The 1537-nt window shown below is 65.8% G+C and carries 1 protein-coding gene and 1 pseudogene; one reads left to right on the forward strand and one right to left on the reverse strand.

Features of this window, described 5'->3' with window-relative positions; genetic code table 11:
* Positions 1-238 (reverse strand): annotated as a pseudogene (locus tag GSF22_RS33485) (hypothetical protein); the annotation flags it as partial.
* A gap of 344 nt (positions 239-582) precedes the next feature.
* Here GSF22_RS33485 and GSF22_RS33490 point away from each other — a divergent pair.
* Positions 583-1452 carry a sulfotransferase domain-containing protein gene (locus tag GSF22_RS33490; RefSeq protein WP_208817903.1) on the forward strand — a complete coding sequence of 290 codons (870 nt, stop codon included), beginning with the start codon at positions 583-585 and terminating at the stop codon, positions 1450-1452.
* The last annotated feature ends 85 nt before the right edge of the window (positions 1453-1537 follow it).

The raw sequence follows: 1537 nt of genomic DNA on the forward strand, positions 1-1537 counted from the left end.
CCCCGGTACACCCGGCCGCCTCGCCGCAGCCGGTCTCACCGTCGCAGCCGGTCTCGTCGTCGGCGCCGAGGTCGTGGACGGTGACGAACCAGGCCGCGCCGGCCCCGTCCACCACCGACCAGTGGTAGCCGCCCGCGCCGACCGGCAGGTACTCCGCCGACCCGGCCCGGATGCCCCAGCCCACGTCGAGCGCCGTGAACAGGTCGCTCTCCGCGAGACCAACCGGTCTGTCCTTCATGGGCCGGCATTCTGCCGCGGTCCCCTGCGGCTGCGCAGCCGGTTATCGGGCCGCCGTCCTCCGGCACCACCGGCTACGGCCACAGCGCCTGCGAGAAGGGCTCGGGGATACCCGGCACCCCGACGGCGAGCTGCTCGGACTCCTTCACGGCACGTTGCCGCACCCCGGCGACCGACCGATTGCCCACCGCAGGGGATTGACATTAATAGGCTCGTCGGGGATATTCCTGCGGTATGTTGACACACCGGACAGAGAAGCCGCAGCCCGGGAATCTTCACCAAGATGGCCTAATTGGGCGAGAATCAATGGCCTCCCCGTTCGCAGACACGAATAAGATTTGACCGATGATCAATCGCACCATCCAGTTCGCCAAGCACCACACGCCAAATTCCATGCGCATCGTGGCACGACGAGCACAGCTCGAAGCAAAGAATGCGCGAACGCGGCTGACAGTTCCGGTGGTCACGCAGTGCGAATATGACAACATCTACCACTGCACCGTACGCAAGACGGGCAGCCAGTGGATAAAGAAGCTGTTCAGCGATCCCATCGTCTACCGCCATTCCGGGCTACTCCCCTACGACCCGCGCTTCTACAAGCGGCGCTCCCTGCCCGTGATCCCGCCCGGCCGCATCGGCCTGGCGCTCTTCCATTCCTACCCGCGCTTCGAGGAGATCTCGAAACCCGGCACCTACCGCGCGTTCTTCGTCATCCGGGACCCGCGCGACATCGTCGTGTCGAGCTACTTCTCCCTCCGGAACTCGCACGCTCCCATGGGTGACATCCCGCAGGCCCGGAAGACCCTGCAGGAGAAGCCGATGAAGGAAGGGCTGCTGCACGTCATCGACCGGCTCTCCGAGAGGTACCTCTTCAAGCAGCTCCGGTCGTGGGCGAATGCGCCGAGTTCGGAGAACTTCCGGCTGTTCCGGTACGAGGATCTGACCGGCGAACGGCAGCCGGAGGAGGTGGACCAGTTGATGCGGCACTGCGGGATCACGCTGCCGCCGGCCGAGCTGGAGACCCTCCTGTCCCGCTACAGCTTCTCCCGGATGAAGAAGAACGTGGAGAGCCCGGGGCAGATCTCCCACTACCGGAAGGGCAAGGCCGGCGACTGGAGGAACCACTTCGACGACGACATCCACGACGCCTTCGACGCGGCAACGGGAGGCGATCTCGTGGAGGTCCTCGGCTATCCCGCGCGCGACATCGTCTAGCCGGACGTGCTACGGATCGGACGACAGCGATCCGTAACACCTCAGGTGGAGCCCGTCCCGCCCGCCAGCCGACCCACGGGTGGGA

This window comes from Micromonospora echinofusca, assembly GCF_017614955.1.
Taxonomy (GTDB): domain Bacteria; phylum Actinomycetota; class Actinomycetes; order Mycobacteriales; family Micromonosporaceae; genus Micromonospora; species Micromonospora echinofusca_A.